The sequence below is a fragment of the Azonexus sp. genome (genome assembly GCF_030824335.1).
In the GTDB taxonomy this organism is placed as follows: Bacteria; Pseudomonadota; Gammaproteobacteria; order Burkholderiales; family Rhodocyclaceae; genus Azonexus.
In genome coordinates this window covers 231,806-249,438 of sequence record NZ_JAVBXX010000003.1, presented here as the reverse complement: position 1 = coordinate 249,438, position 17,633 = coordinate 231,806, and the positions used below count along the sequence as shown (strand labels likewise).

The 17,633-nt window shown below is 59.3% G+C and carries 19 protein-coding genes; 10 read left to right on the top strand and 9 right to left on the bottom strand.

Annotation, left to right across the window (positions count from 1 at the left end; all coding sequences use genetic code 11):
- Window positions 1–54: 54 nt before the first annotated feature.
- Genes RCI20_RS01100 through RCI20_RS01080 form a run of 5 tightly spaced genes read left to right on the top strand, consistent with a single transcriptional unit; the run spans window position 55 to window position 5,276 of the window.
- Window positions 55–1,998 carry a DUF294 nucleotidyltransferase-like domain-containing protein gene (locus RCI20_RS01100; RefSeq protein WP_306602623.1) on the top strand — a complete coding sequence of 648 codons (1,944 nt, stop codon included), beginning with the start codon at window positions 55–57 and terminating at the stop codon, window positions 1,996–1,998.
- Between the two features lie 2 nt (window positions 1,999–2,000).
- Window positions 2,001–2,663: a hypothetical protein gene (locus tag RCI20_RS01095; RefSeq protein WP_306602622.1), complete on the top strand. Its 663-nt coding sequence runs from the start codon at window positions 2,001–2,003 to the stop codon at window positions 2,661–2,663.
- 10 nt (window positions 2,664–2,673) lie between these two features.
- Complete coding sequence (locus RCI20_RS01090) at window positions 2,674–4,716, top strand: sodium:solute symporter family protein (protein WP_306602621.1); 2,043 nt, start codon at window positions 2,674–2,676, stop codon at window positions 4,714–4,716.
- Window positions 4,713–4,961, top strand: a complete 249-nt coding sequence (locus tag RCI20_RS01085; protein WP_306602619.1) for a DUF4212 domain-containing protein — start codon at window positions 4,713–4,715, stop codon at window positions 4,959–4,961. The genes RCI20_RS01090 and RCI20_RS01085 overlap by 4 nt, the downstream gene beginning before the upstream one ends.
- Window positions 4,962–5,003: 42 nt before the next feature.
- Window positions 5,004–5,276, top strand: a complete 273-nt coding sequence (locus tag RCI20_RS01080; protein ID WP_306602618.1) for a hypothetical protein — start codon at window positions 5,004–5,006, stop codon at window positions 5,274–5,276.
- 39 nt (window positions 5,277–5,315) lie between these two features.
- Here RCI20_RS01080 and RCI20_RS01075 read toward each other — a convergent pair whose 3' ends face one another.
- Window positions 5,316–5,675, bottom strand: coding sequence for a CZB domain-containing protein (locus tag RCI20_RS01075; RefSeq protein ID WP_306602617.1), 360 nt, complete (start codon window positions 5,673–5,675; stop codon window positions 5,316–5,318).
- Window positions 5,676–5,890: 215 nt separating this feature from the next.
- Complete coding sequence (locus RCI20_RS01070) at window positions 5,891–6,061, bottom strand: hypothetical protein (RefSeq protein ID WP_306602616.1); 171 nt, start codon at window positions 6,059–6,061, stop codon at window positions 5,891–5,893.
- Between the two features lie 198 nt (window positions 6,062–6,259).
- Here RCI20_RS01070 and RCI20_RS01065 point away from each other — a divergent pair, with 198 nt between their 5' ends.
- The gene (locus RCI20_RS01065; RefSeq protein ID WP_306602615.1) at window positions 6,260–6,469 is read left to right on the top strand and encodes a DUF3460 family protein; all 210 of its coding nucleotides are present in this window, start codon (window positions 6,260–6,262) and stop codon (window positions 6,467–6,469) included.
- Window positions 6,470–6,578: 109 nt separating this feature from the next.
- Here the strand turns inward: RCI20_RS01065 and RCI20_RS01060 are convergent, their stop codons facing one another.
- Window positions 6,579–7,403 (bottom strand): inositol monophosphatase family protein, encoded by an 825-nt coding sequence (locus tag RCI20_RS01060; RefSeq protein ID WP_306602613.1) that lies wholly within the window; start codon window positions 7,401–7,403, stop codon window positions 6,579–6,581.
- A gap of 96 nt (window positions 7,404–7,499) precedes the next feature.
- Between RCI20_RS01060 and RCI20_RS01055 the strand changes: the two genes are divergently transcribed.
- The gene (locus RCI20_RS01055) at window positions 7,500–8,261 is read left to right on the top strand and encodes an RNA methyltransferase (protein WP_306602612.1); all 762 of its coding nucleotides are present in this window, start codon (window positions 7,500–7,502) and stop codon (window positions 8,259–8,261) included.
- Window positions 8,262–8,306: 45 nt separating this feature from the next.
- Here RCI20_RS01055 and RCI20_RS01050 read toward each other — a convergent pair whose 3' ends face one another.
- Genes RCI20_RS01050 through rlmF form a run of 5 tightly spaced genes read right to left on the bottom strand, consistent with a single transcriptional unit; the run spans window position 8,307 to window position 12,279 of the window.
- Window positions 8,307–8,756, bottom strand: a complete 450-nt coding sequence (locus tag RCI20_RS01050) for a YaiI/YqxD family protein (RefSeq protein ID WP_306602610.1) — start codon at window positions 8,754–8,756, stop codon at window positions 8,307–8,309.
- Between the two features lie 27 nt (window positions 8,757–8,783).
- Window positions 8,784–9,128 carry a hypothetical protein gene (locus tag RCI20_RS01045; protein ID WP_306602609.1) on the bottom strand — a complete coding sequence of 115 codons (345 nt, stop codon included), beginning with the start codon at window positions 9,126–9,128 and terminating at the stop codon, window positions 8,784–8,786.
- Complete coding sequence (gene mnmH, locus RCI20_RS01040; RefSeq protein ID WP_306602607.1) at window positions 9,125–10,249, bottom strand: tRNA 2-selenouridine(34) synthase MnmH; 1,125 nt, start codon at window positions 10,247–10,249, stop codon at window positions 9,125–9,127. Before mnmH ends, RCI20_RS01045 begins: the two co-directional genes overlap by 4 nt.
- Before the next feature lie 3 nt (window positions 10,250–10,252).
- Window positions 10,253–11,122, bottom strand: a complete 870-nt coding sequence (gene asd / locus RCI20_RS01035) for an archaetidylserine decarboxylase (RefSeq protein ID WP_306602606.1) — start codon at window positions 11,120–11,122, stop codon at window positions 10,253–10,255.
- 29 nt (window positions 11,123–11,151) lie between these two features.
- The gene (gene rlmF, locus RCI20_RS01030; protein WP_306602605.1) at window positions 11,152–12,279 is read right to left on the bottom strand and encodes a 23S rRNA (adenine(1618)-N(6))-methyltransferase RlmF; all 1,128 of its coding nucleotides are present in this window, start codon (window positions 12,277–12,279) and stop codon (window positions 11,152–11,154) included.
- A 166-nt stretch (window positions 12,280–12,445) separates the two neighbouring features.
- Here rlmF and RCI20_RS01025 point away from each other — a divergent pair, with 166 nt between their 5' ends.
- The 3 genes from RCI20_RS01025 to RCI20_RS01015 all read left to right on the top strand — a co-directional run bounded on the left by RCI20_RS01025 (window position 12,446) and on the right by RCI20_RS01015 (window position 16,378).
- Window positions 12,446–14,146, top strand: coding sequence for an ATP-binding protein (locus RCI20_RS01025; RefSeq protein WP_306602604.1), 1,701 nt, complete (start codon window positions 12,446–12,448; stop codon window positions 14,144–14,146).
- A 171-nt stretch (window positions 14,147–14,317) separates the two neighbouring features.
- Window positions 14,318–14,929 (top strand): hypothetical protein, encoded by a 612-nt coding sequence (locus RCI20_RS01020; RefSeq protein ID WP_306602603.1) that lies wholly within the window; start codon window positions 14,318–14,320, stop codon window positions 14,927–14,929.
- A gap of 135 nt (window positions 14,930–15,064) precedes the next feature.
- A complete protein-coding gene (locus RCI20_RS01015) occupies window positions 15,065–16,378 on the top strand; it encodes an EAL and HDOD domain-containing protein (RefSeq protein WP_306602602.1) in 1,314 nt (437 codons plus the stop codon).
- Window positions 16,379–16,386: 8 nt separating this feature from the next.
- Here the strand turns inward: RCI20_RS01015 and RCI20_RS01010 are convergent, their stop codons facing one another.
- The gene (locus RCI20_RS01010; RefSeq protein ID WP_306602601.1) at window positions 16,387–17,544 is read right to left on the bottom strand and encodes an NnrS family protein; all 1,158 of its coding nucleotides are present in this window, start codon (window positions 17,542–17,544) and stop codon (window positions 16,387–16,389) included.
- Between the last annotated feature and the right edge of the window lie 89 nt (window positions 17,545–17,633).

Below are 17,633 nucleotides of genomic sequence, written 5' to 3'. Positions count from 1 at the left end.
CAGGAAGGATTTGCCGTGCATTCAAAACAAGAAAATATCGGGAGAGCGACTGAAATGGATGTAAACCAAGTTGAAGCCATGTTGCGCGAGGAAGGTTTGCATCGCGCTGCAGGCAACACGATGACCTTCCTGCGCAAGCATGCGCCGTTCAACAAGATGTCAGCCGAAGCGCTGCAGCGCTTCGGCGAAAAGGCGCATATTGCCTTTTATCCGGCCGGGAGCCTGATCGTCGGGCCGGATTCCGGCAATGTCCGGTTCTTTTACCTGATCGAGTCCGGCAAGGTGCAGGCCCGCCAGGCGGGTGAAGTGACGGTGACCGAATATTCCATTCTCAGCCTGGGGGCGGGCGAGAGTTTCCCGATTGGCGCGGTGACGGCGGGGCGTCCTTCCACCAACATCTATACGGCAGTCGAAGATACGTTCTGCTATCACCTGCCGGCCGAGGATTTTCTCCTGCTGATGTCGAGCAGCCCGGAGTTCAACCTGTTCTGTACCCAGTACATTGCCAGCCTGCTCGACCAGTCACGGCGCCAGTTGCAGGCCCAGTTTGCCCAGAAGGCGAGCGAACAGCAGACGCTGAATTCGCCGCTAGTTGGTATCGGGACGCGTGAGCCGATTTCCGTCTTGCCGGAAACGCCGTTGCGCAGCGTGCTGGAAACCATGTCGCTGAAGGGTATCGGTTCGATGGTGGTGGCCGATCCGGAGAAGAAACCGGTCGGTATTTTTACCCGCAGCGATTTGCTTGATCGCGTCGTGCTGGCGGGTCTGGAACTTACTTCACCGATCAGCAGTGCCATGTCGTCTTCGCCTTTCATGCTCAGCGAGCATGCCACGGCGTACGACGCGATGTTGGCAATGGCAACGCACGGCATTCGCCATGTGCTGGTGACCGATCACGCCGGCTGCCTGACCGGCGTGGTTTCCGAGCGCGACCTGTTTGCCTTGCAGCGCGTTGGCTTGCGCCAGATTCGCCAGGCCATCGAGGCCGCACCGGATGTCGAAGCGCTGCAACATTCTGCCGCCGATGTGCGCCAGTTGTCGTTCAACATGCTGGCGCAAGGGATAGGCGCTGAGCAGTTGACGCAGTTCATTTCTGCCCTGAACGACGCGTTGACCCGGCGCGTCATCCAGCTCAACCTGGAAAAGCACGATTTTTCCGGTATCGATTGGGCTTGGCTGGCCTTCGGTTCGGAAGGCCGCGATGAGCAGACTTTCAGTACCGATCAGGATAACGGCATTGTTTTCGTGGTGCCCGAAGGGGAATCGCAGGATGCCCTCAAGCAGCGTTTCCTGGCTTTTGCGCTCGATACCAACAAGGATCTCGACAAGGTCGGTTTCCCGTTGTGCAAGGGCAATATCATGGCCAGCAATCCCGAGTGGTGCATGACGCTGGACGAGTGGCGGTCACAGTTCAGCAAGTGGATTCGCACACCGGAGCCGACTGCCTTGCTCAATGCAACCATCTTTTTCGACTTCCGGCCGCTTTTTGGCAAGAGCGAACTGGCCGATGCCATGCGCCGGCATTTATTGGCGCAGGCAGCCGCAACGCCGATTTTCCTGCAGGCCATGGCGCGTAATGCCCTCGATGTCAGTCCTCCGCTGGGCAAGATTCGCGATTTCTTGACCGATCTCGAGCCGGATCATCCGGGCAAGATCGATCTGAAGAAATATGGTTCGCGCATTTTTGTCGATGTGGCGCGCATTTACGCGCTGGCCGTCGGCGTGCACGGCACCAATACCGGCCAGCGGCTGAGAATGTCCGCACAGAAAATGAACATCAAGGGCGATGAAATCAACGCCATTCTCGATGGTCTGAACTTCATCCAGTTGCTGCGCCTGCAGCACCAGTATCTGGAAGGTGAGCCGGGACGCCAGGGCGACAACCTGATTGATCCGGAAAAACTCAATGAGCTTGATCGCCGGATTCTCAAGGAGTCCTTCCGTCAGGCGCGCAAGATACAGTCGCGTCTCAAGCTCGATTACCAGGTGAATCACTGATCATGTTCGGCATCAAGAAATTCCTGTTCGGGGAAGGACCGAACGAAAATCTGCCGGCCGACGTCAAGGCTGCTGTTGTTGCCTGGCAGGGACTCGAACTGGCTGGCCTTGAGTCATCGCATCATCTGACGCGCTACGTCATCGTCGATATTGCGACTACAGGCGCCAATGCAGAAACCGATCAGGTGACCGCGATTGCTGCCACGGTGATGCATCAAGGCGTTGCTTCGCCGGCGCAGAGTATCTACATCGACTTGTCGGCGGCAACTGACGATATTGCGGTCGACCGGCAATTGGCGGCATTTTTGCAATTCATCGGTAAATCGCCGCTGGTTTCCTACCATGTCGTTTTCGTCAGCGCCTTCCTGGAGCAATTGTTGAAGAAGCGACTGGGCATCAATTTCCAGCCGCGCTGGGTCGACTTGACTTGGTTACTGCCGGCGATGTTCAGCGAGGTACACCACAAACCCATGCCGCTGGATGACTGGCTGCTTGCTTTTGGCCTTGATCTTGGCGATGGGCGGCGTAGCCCCTGTGAAAACAATTTGTTGCTGGCCCGCCTGCTGCAAATGCTGGTGGTGCGCGCACATGCCAAAGGGGTTTATACGGTGGACGAACTGATCGAGGAATCGAAAGCCAGCAGCCACCTGCGTCGGACCCATTAAACGAGACGGCATGCTTAATTCGTTGACCCGGCTGCAGCGCTACTACCTGTATTACACGGCGGTCTTCGTGCTGTTCGTCCTGACGCTGGCACTCCTTGAGCGTCACGGGATGCCGCCGCGTTGGGTCGGCTATGCTTTCCTCGTTTTCACGGTATCGATGTACGCCACCATCGGCGTTTTCAGTCGAACCACGGATGTCTCGGAGTACTACGTGGCGGGGCGCCGGGTACCGGCCCTGTTCAACGGGATGGCGACCGGTGCCGACTGGATGAGTGCGGCGTCCTTCATGGGGCTGGCCGGCACGCTCTATCTGCAAGGCTTCCAGGGGCTGGCTTACGTGATCGGCTGGACCGGCGGTTTCGTGCTGGTCGCCTTGCTGCTGGCCCCCTATCTGCGGCGCTTCGGGCAATACACCATTCCGGATTTCCTGGTGGCCCGTTACGGCGGCAATTTCATCCGGCTGGTCGCTGTCGCTGCGGCCATTCTCGCGTCCTTTGTTTATGTCGTTGCGCAGATTTACGGTGTCGGCGTCATTACCAGCCGCTTCGTCAGTTTGCAATTCGAGGTCGGGGTCTTCGTCGGTCTGGCCGGCATCCTGGTCTGTTCCTTCCTGGGGGGCATGCGGGCCGTGACGTGGACGCAGGTGGCGCAATACCTGATCCTGATCGTGGCTTACGTAACGCCGGTCGCCATCCTGTCCTACAACGTCACCGGGGTGCCGATTCCGCAACTGGTTTACGGGCAAGTGCTGGAAAAGGTGACCACGCTCGAACATCAGTTGTTCGACTCAGCCAAGGAGCTGGAGGTGCGCGAACTCTATCAGGAGCGCGCCGACCTTTATGCACAGAAAATCATGCAGCTGCCACAGTCGCTGATCCTGGAACGCGAGCGCTTGTCGATCCAGATCAACGAACTGAAATCCAGCGACGTACAGATGCGCGAAATCGTCGCACTGGAACGTCAGCGCCGCGAACTGCCGCATGATCCGGAACAGGCCAGATTGCGCTGGGAAAATGAGATGTTTACTGCGGTCGACCGCAGTAAACCGCCAATTCATCACGCCGAACCCTTCCCGGCCAAAACAGTTGAAGAACAAAATGCCTTGCGCTTCAATTTCCTGGGGCTGATTTTCTGCCTGACGATTGGTACCGCTGCGCTACCGCATGTCCTGATGCGTTATTACACGACACCATCAGTGTCACAGGCCCGAGAGTCCGTGGTCTGGTCGCTGTTATTCATTGTCATCCTGTACATCACGGCACCGGCCTATGCGGTATTCGCCAAGTTCGAAGTGCTGTCCAATCTGGCCGGCATCCCGATTGCCAAATTGCCCGGCTGGGTTGCAGCGTGGACCAAGGTGGGCCTGGTCGGTATTGAGGATATCAATGGCGACGGCATCTTGCAGTTGGCTGAGCTGTCGCTTAACCCGGACGTTATCGTGCTGGCGACACCGGAAATTGCCGGCATGCCTTATGTGGTTTCCGGACTGGTCGCCGCGGGCGCTTTGGCGGCCGCGCTGTCAACCGCCGATGGCCTGTTGCTGACCATTACCAGCGCATTGTCGCATGACGTTTATTACCGGATTTTCCGTCCGGGTGCATCGACCCAACTGCGTCTGGTGATTTCCAAATCGCTGTTGCTGGTGGTCGCGGTTTTTGCTGCAACCGTTGCCGCCCAGAAACCCGGCACGATTTTGTCGATGGTGGCCTGGGCATTCTCGATCGCCGGTTCGGCTTTCTTCCCGGCATTGGTGCTCGGGATTTTCTGGGCGCGGGCAACGCGGGCCGGGGCCATTGCCGGCATGTTGGTTGGCCTGTTGTTGACGCTTTACTACATCCTGCGTCTTGAGTTCGGCGGCTTTGCCTGGCTCGGTCTTGAAGGCGCTCCCCTGAAACCCTGGTTGCATCTGCAATCGACCTCGGCGGGGGTGTTCGGTATTGTGGCTGGCTTCATGACCAATGTGCTGGTCAGCCTATTTACCCGTCCATCGCCTCAGGCGGCAGATTTTCTGGCCCGCATCCGACAGCCGGATCGTCGCGGGGAGGGCATATGAATCAGGTTTCTCCCTACTGGCGCAAGACACGACATCTGACTGCCTGGTTGCTGGTCATCTGGGTCGTTCTGACTTTCTGTGTCAGTTGGTTCGCCCGGGAACTGAATGCCTACAGCTTTTTCGGTTTTCCTTTTGGCTTCTATTTTGCCGCCCAAGGCATCTTGCTCTGTTATCTGGGCATCATCGTCTATTACAGTCGTCGCATGCGGCAACTGGATGCCGAATATGCTGGCGATGCGGAATAGAAGAGGGCGCTGCAGGAAAGAAGCGGTCTGGCGCGGGTGTTTGTGCTGCTGTTTCTGATCAGCGCCTTGCGCGCTGTGATCGAAATGCTCGGGCTGGCGCTGCTCGGGTTGGCGCTTATGTATGTCCTGGCCGGCAGTCAGCGTGATAAAAATCCTATTTATCAGCTTTTTGCCCTGATTACCCGAGCCCCCCGTCGTCTTGTCGCGTGCTTGCTGCGCAACAAAGTCGGGCCGGGATTATCCGGCCTGCTCTGCTTTGTTCTGCTTTTGGCACTCTGGGTTGGCTTGGCCCTCTGGCGTGCCGCGCTGCTTTAGTCGCGGCATCTGCTTGCGGACAAGCTTGAACAAGCTGAATTATTCAGCCAGTTGTTCACGCAATTGATCGAGGGCGGCGACCAATTGATGCGCACCTTCGTTCAGTTCAGGCAAAAGCAAATCCGCTGAATCCCCCAAGCCATTCTGACTGAGGTCGACAATTTCGTTGGCCAGATCGTGGAATCGGTTGTGGACCGAAATCAAACCGGATAGATTATCTGGCGTCTGCCGGGATGACTGGTGCTCGGCCAGCGATTTGACCAATGAATTGGCCAGCGTACAGCAGCGGTGTTCGGAAAGCGGCATGTCGGCATAGTTGCCACCGGCAAATGCGTTGAGAAACTGGCGACGCCACTTGTTGTGCTGGCGTATGGCCTCGTCGATGTCGATACGCTTCATGATTGCATTTCCCCGGAGTGAAATTGCCGCCGAGAGCGGCTTTGGTCTTCCAAACCGCCATTATGCCGCAGGTGGCCTTGCCTGCCTGCCTGAGATGGCCAGAATGCCGATATTTGTTGGGAGAATGCCGGGCTTTCTGCCCGCCTGTTTTCAGCTTGTCGTGCCGCTGGTCTGTGCGTGCAATACGGGGGGGCGGGCGCTGTGTCAGGCGAGGCTCAGGCGCTGCGCCGCTGGATGTGGCTGGAACGGCGCCAGCAGGCCGGGCGACTGAGTTCGGCAAGATCTGGGCCGCGTTGGCCGAAAATTGCATGGGCCAGAGCCAGGCGTTTTTGTTCCTCTTCCGAAATGCCGGCGATCAGGTCAAACCATTTTTGCAGTTGTTTCATGTGCTTTCTCCTCATTACATTGAGCTGTATGAAAAACCAGTCCTTGTAGATTAATCGAAAGCTGTATGGATGTACAGTTCTTTGTTCGGTGGCCTTAAGCGCTTAAAACAGCGTTTTTCCGGCCATCCGGAAAATGACGCTGCTGCGTAGCCATGCTAGAATTTCACCCTTGTCCGGATTAGCCTGAGGATGTTGAAAATGGGTGTCGTCAATACCAGTTACGTTTCTGATCACACGAAGTGGATGAACGAGCAGCTCGAGAAAAACCCGCAGTGGGTTGAAGATCAGAAGGCCGGACGTGCCTTGTGGTGGGACAAAAAGCAGGAAGTCGAAGCGACTGATCGCAATGCGCAGTCGAAAGTTCCGCAGAAGCCTTATCCTTACGACGTGAATTTCTTCGGCGAGTGATTCTGCGCCGGCTTTCTCTTTATGGGGGAGCCTGAAAATGCAAAAAGCCGGTGCAAACCGGCTTTTTTGTTGCCCAGTCGGACGGCGGCCAGAATCAGCCGCCTCCCGATTAGCCGCGCATCGATTCCGGCAGCTTGTCTTCGATCACCTTGAACAGCGGGGCGAAAACCTTGGGGGTGCCGGCGATGATGTTGCCGCTTTCCAGATAGTTGGCTTCGCCACGCATATCGCTGACCAGACCGCCAGCTTCGGAAATGAGCAGCGCACCGGCTGCCATGTCCCACGGCGAGAGGCCGAATTCCCAGAAGCCGTCGTAACGGCCGCAGGCAACGTAGGCCAGGTCGAGCGAAGCAGCACCCGGACGGCGTTGGCCGGCGGTTTTTTCGGTCAGTTCCTTGAAGATGGCCAGATAGAGATCCATCTTGTCGAGCATGCGGTAGGGGAAACCGGTACCGAGCAGCGCGTCCTGCAACTTGAGGCGGCGCGAAACGCGGATGCGACGTTCGTTCAGGAAGGCACCGCCGCCCTTGCTGGCCGTGAACAATTCATTGCGGTTGGGATCGAAAATGACGGCCTGTTCGATGACGCTGCCCTTGGCCAGCGCAATCGACACGGCGTATTGCGGCATGCCGTGGATGAAGTTGGTGGTGCCGTCGAGCGGATCGATGATCCACTGGTATTCCGCATCCGCTTCATCCTTGCCGGCGCTCTTGCCGGGGATTACACCGGACTCCTCTGCTAGAATCCCGTAATTCGGATAGGCATCCCGCAGAATTTCGATAATCGCGGCTTCGGCAGCCTTGTCGACTTCGGTTACGAAGTCGTTTGGCTGCTTGGTTGAAACCTTGAGCAGATCAAGGTCGTTGGAAGCGCGATTGATGACTTGGCCGGCGCGACGCGCGGCCTTGATGGCGATATTGAGGGCTGGATGCATGGCTTATGAAAGAGCGATCGGACGGCTGCGGTCGTGGACTGAAAGCCACTCGACAACCCACCCGATTCTTATTTGGGAAAGAACGAATTTTACACCATGAAACCGGAAGTCCTGCTGTCCCGCATCAGAGTTGTCCTTTGCCGTCCTAGCCACCCCGGAAACATCGGTGCCGCGGCACGGGCGATGAAGACCATGGGCTTGTCCGACCTGCGTTTGGTCAACCCCAAGCAGTTTCCTGACCCGGAGGCCGATACGCGGGCGACGGGTGCGGTCGACCTGCTTGATAACGCAAAAATCACCGCGACGCTGGCTGAAGCCTTGGCCGACAGTGTGTTTGCCGTGGCCGTCTCGGCCCGCCAGCGCGATCTCGGGCCAGCGGTCGGCACGCCGCGCGAAACGATGGCCCGCTTGCTTGAGGCAGCGCAGCAGGGTGTCGTGGCACTGGTTTTTGGCAACGAAACGATGGGCCTGTCGAACGAGGAAGTGCTGCAATGCCAGGCGGCAGTGACCATTCCGACCAACCCGGATTTCAGTTCGCTGAATCTCGGCGCGGCCGTCCAGGTGCTGTGCTACGAGTGCCGCATGGCGGCGTTTTCCGGCGCGGCGCCGTTGAGCAGTCAGGGCGCGACGCCCTTTGTCTCGCCACCGGCCACGCACGACGAGATCGAAGGGCTGTACGGCCATCTGGAAACGCTGATGACGGATACCGGATTTTTCAATCCGCAGCAGCCGGGGCGCTTGATGCCCAAGTTGCGTCGCTTGTTCGGCCGGGCCGGGCTGGAGAAGGATGAAATCAACATCCTGCGCGGTATTCTGGCGTCCACGCAAGTGCGTACCGGGCACGGCCGCAAGGGCTGATTCGCCTGCGAGCCGGTTTTCCGGCGTTCTGATCGGCGTTTATATCTAGCCAGGAATTTTCGCCAGGAAGCGGTCGAGCTGGTTGCCGAAGGCTTGGCGGTCGGTCTGGCTGAAGGGGGCTGGTCCGCCGGTTTCGATGCCGGCGGCGCGCAGGCCTTCCATGAAATCACGCATGTTCAGGCGTTCACGGATGGTCGCTGTAGTGTACAACTCGCCGCGTGGATTCAGCGCGTGAGCGCCGCGTTCGATGACCAGCGCGGCGAGCGGAATGTCGGCGGTAATGACCAGATCGCCGGGGGCCAGCTGGTCAACGATGTGCGCGTCGGCGACGTCGAAACCGCTGGCTACCTGGATGGCGCGGATATATTTTGACGGCGGCGTGCGCAACATCTGGTTGGCCACCAGCGTAGTCTGGATTTGCCGGCGTTCGGCCGCACGAAAGATGATTTCCTTGATGACGCCGGGGCAGGCGTCGGCATCGACCCAGATCTGCATGTCAGTTCTGCATCTCAGTCACGTATCTCAGTCGTGAAAGGCCAGCCAGGCGGCCAGGCCGAACAGGGCGATCATCAGGTAACCGGCGATGCCGCCGATCAGCATCTGCTTGTCGCCCTGGCGACCGAGCGGCAGCATTTCGGTGACCTGGACGCGTCGACCGTAACGTGCTTCGCCGGCCTGACCGATGCGGATGCAAACCAGCGCGGCCGTCACACCGAGCGTGACGAGCAGCGGAACCGGCGTGTAGTACCAGGCGATCCACAGCATCGGCAGGAAAATGGCGATGGCACTGATGCCGCGAATCAGGACAATGGCACGTTGTCTTTTGGTTTGTTCGCTGTCCGGGTTGTTGGTTTGCTTGTCGTTCATGCGCTGTCTTTCTCCTTGTCTTTGTCCTTATCTTTCTCCCCGGCTCGGGCGGCGTGTTCAAGAATGGTCGCAGCCAGGCGCTCGATTTCTCCGCTATCCAGTCTGGCTGCGGCAAACAGGGTGGGCGGGCTGTTGGCGTAATCACGCTGCCGGGCACGGGCGTAGAGCGGATCGTAGTGCTTGAGCAAGAGTGATTCGGTCAGTCCGGCAAAGTCCTGTTGATCGATTTGCCCATGCCACTGGTTGACCAGTTCGTGGCCGAGCAGCGTGCGCAGCGTATCGAGGTGTTTTTTCAGGTCGACCGCATCATTGACGAAATAATCGTAGTCGGACAGCAGGAATTCGACGCGATGCGCGAGTTCGGCCCGGATTTCATGGCAGGGGCCGGCCTGCATGCCGATGAATAGCTGTTCGGGCAGGCGCAGGCTGCCGATCTTGCGCGATTCCGATTCGACAAACACCGGCCGGGCCGGGTCGAAACTGCTCAAGGCTTGCCAGATCTGTGTTTCGAAGCGTTTTTGCGAAGGCTGCGGCTGGCTGGGCAGGCGGCCAAGCACCGAACCTTTGTGGCGGGCGATTTCTTCGAGGTCGAGCACTTGCCCACCCTGGCGTGCAATGGCTTGCAGGATGCGCGTCTTGGCCGAGCCGGTGGGTCCGCTGATGACCTGGAAACGGAAGCGGTCGGGCAGGGTTTCCAGCTGTGCCAGCACATGGTTGCGGAAAATCTTGTAGCCACCGTCGAGTTGGCAGGCATCCCAGCCGATGGCACGGAACACTGTGGTCATCGCGCCGGAGCGCATGCCGCCGCGCCAGCAGACGATCAGCGGCCGCCAGTTTTTGTCGCGTTCGAGAAAGCCGTTGTGCAGGTGCTGGGCGATGTTGGCCGAGATATAGGCCGCGCCCAGTTTCTTCGCAGCAAAGGGCGATACCTGCTTGTACAGCGTGCCGACCTCGGCGCGTTGCGCGTTGTCGAGCACCGGGCAGGAAATGGCACCGGGAATATGGTCGTCGGCAAATTCGGCCGGTGAGCGAACGTCGATGATGGCATCGAAGTTCGCCATTTCGTCCAAGGTGGCGACGCCTTTCTGACGTCGGCGCGGCGCATTCTCTGGCGCAGCCATCAATCAGCCGGCCTTGGTTTGAGCCATGAATTTTTCACCCATTGCTTCGCCCATCCGGATGGCGCGGGTTGGTGCCCAGTCGGCATTGAAGGCGATGCTGTCTTTCGGGAAGAGCATGACGACGGTGGAGCCGAGCAGGAAACGGCCCATTTCATCGCCTTTTTTCAGGTTGACCGTGGCTTCGCCATCGTATCGCCATTCCCGGACGACGCCGGGGCGTGGCGGATTGATCACCCCTTGCCAGACGGTTGCCATGCTGCCGACGATGGTCGCGCCGACCAGCGTCATGATGAACGGGCCGCTGGCCGTATCAAACACGCAGACGAGGCGTTCATTGCGGGCAAACAGGCCGGGTACGCCGCGCGCCGTGGTCGGATTGACCGAGAACAGCGCGCCGGGTACGTAGATCATCCGGGTCAGCCGGCCGTCGCAGGGCATGTGGATGCGGTGATAGTCGCGCGGGCTGAGATACAGCGTGGCGAAGCTGCCATTGTTGAAGCGTGCGGCCAGTTCGCGGTCGCCGCCGACCAGCGCGGTGGTCGAATAGCTGTGACCCTTGGCCTGGAAAATCTGGTCGCGTTCGATGGCGCCGAACTGGCTGATCGCGCCATCGACCGGGCACAGGAAACCGGCAGCGGCCTGCGGTCTGGCGCCATCTTTCAGCGGTCGGGTGAAAAACTCGTTGAAGCTCTTGTAACTGGCAATGTCCGGATTGGCCGCTTCGTCCATGTTGACGTTGTAGCGGCCAACAAACCAGCGAATGACGCGAGTTGTCATCTCGCCGGCTTCGGTCGATGCAAACTTGCCGGCGAGGATGGTCAGCGCCTGTTTGGGCAGCAGGTATTGGGGCAGTACAGCAAGGCGGTCGAACACAGGCAGATATTCCAGACAGAAAAAGACAATTATACGGGGTCGACCCCAGGGCCAGCCGTTGCTTCTATGGTCCCAGGGCCAGCATTTGCTTCTATGGTCCCAGGGCCAGCATTTGCTTCTATGGTCCCAGGGCCAGCATTTGCTTCTATGGTCGCAGAAGGTGTTTCGTCAGTCGGCGGACTGGCTTGTTCGGCAATTGCAGGGGTGGAGAAGGCGGGTGACGACGACCAGCGTTCGCGCCGCCATTTTTCGCGTTCGCCGTTGGCGCAGAAGGTCCAGGCGATCAGCCGGCTTTGCTTCTGGCCTTGCGCCATCGGGATGATGCGCGATTCGACGACCTTGGCTTTCTTCAGCGCCGCCTCAATGTGCGGCAGGTTTTCGCCCTGCGACAGCAGGCTGGTGAACCACAGCACGCGCTTCGGGATGTTGCAGCTTTGCTCGATCATCAGTTTGACGAAAGCGCGTTCACCGCCGTTGCACCACAGTTCGGTGCCGCCGCCGCCAAAGTTGAGGCGCGGCTGGGCGCTGCCTTTCTTGGCGCCCGGCTTGCCGAGGTTGTTCCATTTGCGCTGGCTGACTGCCAGCACCTCATCCGGCGAATTGTGGAAGGGCGGGTTGCAAATCGACAGGTCGAAGTACTCGCCGGTGCGCAGCAAGCCGGTGAAGATGTTGTCCCAGACCGTTTGGTGGCGCAGTTCGATATCTACGGTCAACCCCGGATTTTTCGCCAAAATGCCCTGTGCGTTGGTCAGCGCCGCTTCGTCGATATCGACGCCGAGGAAGGACCAGCCGTATTCGGCGTGGCCGATAAGCGGATAGACGAGGTTGGCGCCGGTGCCGATGTCGAGCACGCGCACGCTGGCGCCGGCCGGGATGTTCTTCTTGTTGCAGGTGGCCAGCAGGTCGGCCACGCTGTGGATGTAGTCAGCACGGCCGGGAATCGGCGGGCACAGGTAGCCTTCGGGAATTTCCCAGCCCTTGACGCCGTAGTGATGCATCAGGATCGCCCGGTTCAGCATCTTGACCGCCGCTGGATTGGCGAAGTCGATGCTGGCCTTGCCGGCCTGCGTGGTCTTGACGTGCTTCGCCAGCGCGGCCGAGGTGGCGGTCAGTGCGGCCAGATCGTAGCCGTTGGCGTTCTTGTTGCGCGGGTGCATGGCGGTCCTTCCTTCTGCGGGGTCGGGATTGTCCCACGAAAGCCTGTCGCAAGCACGACAATGCCGGTTTGCGCCAATCGATTGATTTTTAATGATTTGGCGCGGTCGACCGCAAGGCACGAAACTGGCTAGTCCTTTGCCTGTTCAAACGACAGGGAGGCGGCCCATGAAGCTGCAGATCGACCGGCCGCACATCGAAACGATGCTGCAGGCTTTTCCGCGTCTCGACTTCGTGCGCGAGCAGTTGCGTTTCGGCAATCGCGTCGAATTGGCTTTCCCGCAACTCGAAGCCGCTGAACTCGATTTGCTGCAGGCGCTGTACGCCGCCGGCGACGCCGAGTTGCGCGCACGCGCCGCGCAGATCGCCACCTTGCGCAGCGCGTTCGCCGAGGGCGGCAAGCGCTTCGATGCCGAAGAACTTGAAATGGCGGTGCCGGCCATCGCCCGTTATCTGGCCGAAGACGCCACGCGCGGCTGGGTGTTCTCGGCGGCGATCACTGGCAAGCCGCTGGCCTGGGTGGTGACGCGGCTTGATTACACGCCGCCGTCGGAAGAGGAAAGCGGCAAGATCTTTGTCGAACTGAAGGCCAATTCGCGCGCCCGGATGGCCATGGTCACCGTGCGCATCGCCGGGCCCGACATCGCCGGCCGGACGATCCCGGAAATCCTCGCCAGCAAGGGCTACGTCAAGGAAACGCCAGCGCTGCTGGCGAGTTACGACGAAGCGGCGGCGCGCTATTTCGACTGGCGGGCGCAGTACGGCGCGCAGTTCTCCGGCAGCGGCACCGGCTGGTTCGCCGAGAACCCGACGGCGACGCACCGCGACACCGACTATTCGCGCAAGGACCAGATCATCCTGTCGTCGACCGGCAGCCCGGCGCGCCTGGTCAACGATGAAAGCATTCTCGGCGAGCGCGTGCTGGCGCTCGATGCCAGCGGCGACATCCTGGCAAAGTTCGTGCGCCGCGTGCAGCGCAACGCGCGCTTGTCCGGCAAGGAGGAAAGCGAAGTCGAGGAAACCCGCGACGGCATCGCCAAGGGGCTGTTCACCGAACTGCCGGTGCATTTCTACATCCTGATGTTCCACCTCGACCTGCATCACTACGTCTGGGTGCATGTGGACGACATCGCGTCCTACGCCTACCAGCCGGAACTCAAGGACAAGCTGGTGCTGCCGCCCGAGCAGACCGACCTGATCGACATCCTGACCGCCGAGATGGACGTACTGATGGACGACATCGTCGCCGGCAAATCGGGCGGTACGACGGTGCTCTGCGCCGGGCCACCGGGCGTCGGCAAGACGCTGACCGCCGAGGTTTACTCGGAAATCATCCGCCGCCCGCTGTACCGCGTGCACTCCGGCCAGCTCGGTCTGAACGTCGCGGAAATGGAAAAATCGCTGAAGGAAGTGCTGACCCGCGCCCAGCGCTGGGGCGCGGTGATGCTGATCGACGAGGCCGACGTGTATATCAAGCGGCGCGACGACAACATCACGATGAATGCCGTCGTCGGCGTGTTTTTGCGCGTGCTGGAGTATTTCAACGGCCTGCTGTTCCTGACGACCAACCGGGTGGATGACATCGACGAAGCCATCGTCTCGCGCTGCATCGCGCTGATCCGTTTTTACCCGCCGGAGCGCGTCGACCGCAGAAAGATCTGGGGCGTCATGGCCGACCAGTTCGGGCTGACCATCGAGGCCGATTTGCTCGACCGCCTGCCGGACATCTTCCCGCAGGCGTCAGGACGCGACATCAAGGGCCTGGCCAAGCTGGTCGCCAAGTACTGCAGCCAGAAACAGACGGCGCCGACGGAGGAGGTATTCCGCCGCTGCTCGATGTTCCGGGCGCTGGAGCAGGCGGAGGGGTGAGGCAGGGATTTGCCCCACCGGCAAAAAATGCCAGTTGCGATAACTGAATCTGTCGAAAATATCGCTGATGCTGGTGTGTTGCGGACTTGGCAGATACCGGAGCGATGTGGCCTGTAACTTGCTGTGATTTGCTGCAAGCAGCCGGAATCCAACCTTGTCGGGAGAGTAAGCATGACCTTGAGCATCAACAGCAATGGATCGAAATTTTTCAGTGAATTGATGAATTCACGCATCAAGACTTCGGCCAATCCGGCTGCGTCGTCATTTGCCGAGAAATTGAGCCACGCGCAGAAAACCGGCGAAGAAAAAACATCCGCGCCTGCATCAGGCACAACTGTTTTGAATAACCCGGTACAAAAAGGCAATGATGCTGTGAATGGCGGCATGCCGATGGCCGCACTGGATTATTTTTCATTTGGCGATGGGGCAGCCATGGGATTGCCAAAGGATGTCTCGCGCCTGGAATACAACGTCTACCGTCCTGATGGCCTGGATATTGACGGGCGATCCTATCCTTTTGTCGTCAAATCGACCGGCGAAATACTCAGCGGGTCCGTTGCCGATAAATACCAAAAGATGCTGATGGACGTAACCAGACAGAGAGTCGGGATTTTCCAGGAAGGAAAAGCCAAAGGACTGTCTGACGAGCAGTTGTTGTCAAGCCTTCAGGCGTTCGACAACAGTCTGCCGGATTCGTATCGCACTTTGGTTGGCAAGTCCGACATGGTTGCCCCGTCAACGAGATACAACATGCCGACATATCACGAGGTGATGCAGGCGTGAAACCGGAGCCAGGCGGATAGGTCGCTATGCCGGCAGGTGCTTGTCCGATGAAATACGTTGAGCAAGTTTTCAGCGGCTGCCAATCAAGGTATTGTCATGAGTCATTCAAGGAAAATACCGGTGGCGAGGCATTTCATGGGATTTTTACAGCGTATTTTTGGTGTGTTTCAGAAGGAGGCGTCGCTACCTTCACCGGTGCTGGAGCAAGCGCCGCCGCTTGCAGCCGTGCTTGAAACACCGCCGCGTAGCGTCGCGCTCTCCTGGAAGGAAATGCTTGACGGGTCTGAGCGCATTGCGGGCTATTACTTGCGCCCGGTGGCGTTGGGTGGTGAGGAAACGGTCGCCGGCAGCGTGTTGCTGGATGCCCTGAGCAAGGAAAATGTGGGGCGCCTGAGCGCCCGTTGCAAAGTATTGATCCCGCTGACGCCTGAGCAATGGCGGGCTGCTGATTTCCGTTCTTTCATTTCCGGCAATACATTTTTCCTGCTGGCCGAAGCATCCGGTTCGGCCGAGTTCAATGCTGCAGCGGGGCTGGAGTTTGCCGCCGAGATTTGTGCAGCGGGCGGCCAACTGGCAATCAACCAGACTTTCCATAGCCGCCTGGCCGAGCCGCGGACGTTTTCTGGCCTGATTTTTCTCGATATTGCAGGGGCGCAACTTTCCAGCTTTGAGTTGTTGATCCGGAACATTCGCCAGGCTAGTCCACAAGCCATGCTGGCCGTCGATGGGGTTGGCACCTGGAGCGAATCGCGTTTTCTGCAGTCATTGGGCGTTGCCTTGTGTGCCGGCCCATTCACCACGACGCCGGATGAGACGGAGCAGACAGGCCAGATTTCCGAAAGTCGGCTGGTGGTCGTGGAAATGCTCAACTTGTTGCGTCGGGATGCGCCCAATCATGAAATTGCGGCAGTGGCCAAACGCGATCCCGGTGTGGTTCTGAAATTGATCGCCATGGCCAATTCGCCGATGTCCGGCTTGTCCCGGCAGGTGGCAACGCTGGATGACGTCATTCTGGTGCTTGGGCGGGATGTGGTTTATCGCTGGCTGGCGCTGGCGATGTTCCGGCTCGATCAACAAAGCCGGCGCGATGAGACGCTGATGGTGCTTGCCTTGAGCCGCGCCTCATTTCTGGAGAGCCTGGCTCCCCGCTCGGATCCGCAAATGGCGGGTGAATTGTTTTTGGTCGGTTTGTTTTCCTTGCTGGATAGTTTGCTCAGGATGCCTGTGGAAACAGCGATTTCGCGGATGAACTTGCCCAAGAAAGTGGTATCGGCTTTGCTGAGCAGAGCATCACCTTATGGCGACTATTTGAAGCTGGCTTTGGCCATTGAGGCTGGCAAGCTCAAGCAGGGACTGTTGTTGTGCGAACACCTCGGTCTTGAACCCGCCGAGGTGTGGCATCACTATAGCGAGGCGATGCTTTGGGCGGCCTCGGATGCGTCGGTCTGATTGCCGGTTTAATGTTCGCGGCCGTCGATGCGCGGTTTCAGCAGAATCGGGATGTAGCGCCAGCCGAGCAGGCCGAAGGCCAGCAGCCAGCAAGTTGCAGCGGCGTGGATGCAGGCCAGGTACAGGCCGGGCGCGAATTGCGGGATGACGATGCGGATCACCAGCGCGGCCAGCATGATGTACAGGATTCCGCGGTCGACCGGCGAAAACACGACTTTTCTGCCGGTGTGGCCGTTGGCGATGCGCACGATCATCGCCGGGATGATGCAGCCCATCGCGCCGAAGGTGAACAAGTGGATCGGTACTGAGCCGACCCAGCCGGGATCGGCCACCTGCACCAGCGCCACGGTCAGCAACTGGCCGACGATGGCCAGGTAGCCGACGTACATGATGCCGATGTCGATGCGGCGGAACGCCAGTTGCGGTTTCCAGAAAACGAAGCGGACCAGCAGCAGTAGCGCCAGTGCCAGCGACAAAGCGCCGGTCAGTTCGGCCGGCAGCAGGAAGCCGGCGACCAGGACCAGGCCGAGTAGCTTGATCGGCATGTCCAGCCGCGGCTGTCGCAGGATTTCCACCTGGAAGGCGCCCTTCATGAACGGCGTCAGCGTGCGTTCGAGCATGACCAGAAAGGCGAGGCGGAAGAGCGCCAGCACCATGTCGCTGCCAGCGGCGAAGTCACCGTGTAGCATCAATTGCTTGGCAACGATGAAGGCCGGCAGCAGCACGATGAAGAAGACATTGTCGCGGTAGCTGTCCTGTGCGCGGTAGCGGATCAGCGTCCATAGCAGCATGGTGATAATGCTGCCGAGGAAGAGGTTGTTCGACAGCAGGAACAGCGCCGTCGGCCAACTGCCGCCAAAGGCCATGCCGAGGCGTTCGAACAGCCAGGCAGCGGCGAGAAAGGCGAGCGCGTCGCCGTGGTGGCCGCGGATGTTCACCCAGTTCTTGGTCGAGGTCAGCAGGAAGCCGCCGAGTACCGCCCAGCCGAAACCGAAGAACATTTCGTGGGCGTGCCAGCGCAGTGCATCGACCGGACTTGCGGTCAACAACCCCACGCCGGAAAAAATCAGCGCCCAGATCAGTGGCAACAGTGCGCCGGCCAGGCAGGCGAGCAGAAAAAATGGACGGAAGCCGACCAGCCACAGTGGATGGCGTGCAAGGGACATGTTTTTCTCGTATTCGGGGGATGGAAACGTCGCAACTTTACCAAGCCTGAAGGCACCGGCATTTGATTTATCCCATGCTGGCGCGCAGG

Coding starts and splice junctions, on each gene's coding strand:
- RCI20_RS01085 (WP_306602619.1), top strand. CDS start 4,713: ATGAATCAGGTTTCTCCCTACTGGCGCAAGACACGACATCTGACTGCC.
- RCI20_RS01095 (WP_306602622.1), top strand. CDS start 2,001: ATGTTCGGCATCAAGAAATTCCTGTTCGGGGAAGGACCGAACGAAAAT.
- RCI20_RS01075 (WP_306602617.1), bottom strand. CDS start 5,675: ATGAAGCGTATCGACATCGACGAGGCCATACGCCAGCACAACAAGTGG.
- RCI20_RS01060 (WP_306602613.1), bottom strand. CDS start 7,403: ATGCATCCAGCCCTCAATATCGCCATCAAGGCCGCGCGTCGCGCCGGC.
- RCI20_RS01025 (WP_306602604.1), top strand. CDS start 12,446: ATGAAGCTGCAGATCGACCGGCCGCACATCGAAACGATGCTGCAGGCT.
- RCI20_RS01070 (WP_306602616.1), bottom strand. CDS start 6,061: ATGAAACAACTGCAAAAATGGTTTGACCTGATCGCCGGCATTTCGGAA.
- RCI20_RS01055 (WP_306602612.1), top strand. CDS start 7,500: ATGAAACCGGAAGTCCTGCTGTCCCGCATCAGAGTTGTCCTTTGCCGT.
- RCI20_RS01010 (WP_306602601.1), bottom strand. CDS start 17,544: ATGTCCCTTGCACGCCATCCACTGTGGCTGGTCGGCTTCCGTCCATTT.
- RCI20_RS01100 (WP_306602623.1), top strand. CDS start 55: ATGGATGTAAACCAAGTTGAAGCCATGTTGCGCGAGGAAGGTTTGCAT.
- RCI20_RS01020 (WP_306602603.1), top strand. CDS start 14,318: ATGACCTTGAGCATCAACAGCAATGGATCGAAATTTTTCAGTGAATTG.
- RCI20_RS01090 (WP_306602621.1), top strand. CDS start 2,674: ATGCTTAATTCGTTGACCCGGCTGCAGCGCTACTACCTGTATTACACG.
- mnmH (WP_306602607.1), bottom strand. CDS start 10,249: ATGGCTGCGCCAGAGAATGCGCCGCGCCGACGTCAGAAAGGCGTCGCC.
- RCI20_RS01050 (WP_306602610.1), bottom strand. CDS start 8,756: ATGCAGATCTGGGTCGATGCCGACGCCTGCCCCGGCGTCATCAAGGAA.
- RCI20_RS01045 (WP_306602609.1), bottom strand. CDS start 9,128: ATGAACGACAAGCAAACCAACAACCCGGACAGCGAACAAACCAAAAGA.
- RCI20_RS01065 (WP_306602615.1), top strand. CDS start 6,260: ATGGGTGTCGTCAATACCAGTTACGTTTCTGATCACACGAAGTGGATG.
- rlmF (WP_306602605.1), bottom strand. CDS start 12,279: ATGCACCCGCGCAACAAGAACGCCAACGGCTACGATCTGGCCGCACTG.
- RCI20_RS01015 (WP_306602602.1), top strand. CDS start 15,065: ATGGGATTTTTACAGCGTATTTTTGGTGTGTTTCAGAAGGAGGCGTCG.